1 protein-coding gene is annotated in these 576 nt (G+C 77.1%); it reads right to left on the reverse strand.

What is annotated here, in order from left to right; translation table 11 throughout:
* A partial coding sequence (locus RCG67_RS17150; RefSeq protein ID WP_368828010.1) for an NAD(P)-binding protein occupies nucleotides 1-417 on the reverse strand: 417 nt, incomplete at its 3' end.
* Nucleotides 418-576 lie beyond the last annotated feature (159 nt).

Genomic DNA, 576 nt, shown 5'->3' on the forward strand with positions numbered 1-576 from the left:
GTCCGGGCCGAGCCCGCCGTGCTCGGCCTCGAAGCGCACCCACGCGGCGTGCCAGGGATGCCCCGGCGGCACCGGAAGCTCGCACCGGGTGCCGCGGTAGTAGTAGGTCCCGACGCCGGGCAGGCGCTCCAGCTCCAGGCGGGCGAGCTCCGCGGCGCTCGGGACGCCCTGCGCCGGCTCGGCCGGGGCGGCGTCCCGGAGCGCGTCCAGGCGGCGCAGGAGCTCCTCCCACACCCCCGGGAAGGTGACCAGGGACGGGCCGGTGTCCATCCGCTGCCCGGCCTGTTCGATGCGCCGGCTCTTGCCGCCGACGTGCTCGGCGGCCTCGAGCACGGTGACGCGGTGGCCCGCGTGTCCCAGCAGGGCGGCCGCGGTCAGTCCGCCGATCCCGCCGCCGACGACGACGACGCGGCTCACGGGTACAGCCCCAGGATCAGTGCCGCCGCCAGCTGCACCCCGGCCACGGTGCCGGCGACGTAGGGGAACGCGATGGAGTACGGGTAGAGCCGGTGGCCGGTGGCCGGGGCCGGCTCCCGCAGGAGGGAGACGACGAGCCACCCGGCGATCAGCGCGTTG

Source organism: Kocuria cellulosilytica, from assembly GCF_040981245.1.
Classification (GTDB): Bacteria; Actinomycetota; Actinomycetes; order Actinomycetales; family Micrococcaceae; genus Kocuria; species Kocuria cellulosilytica.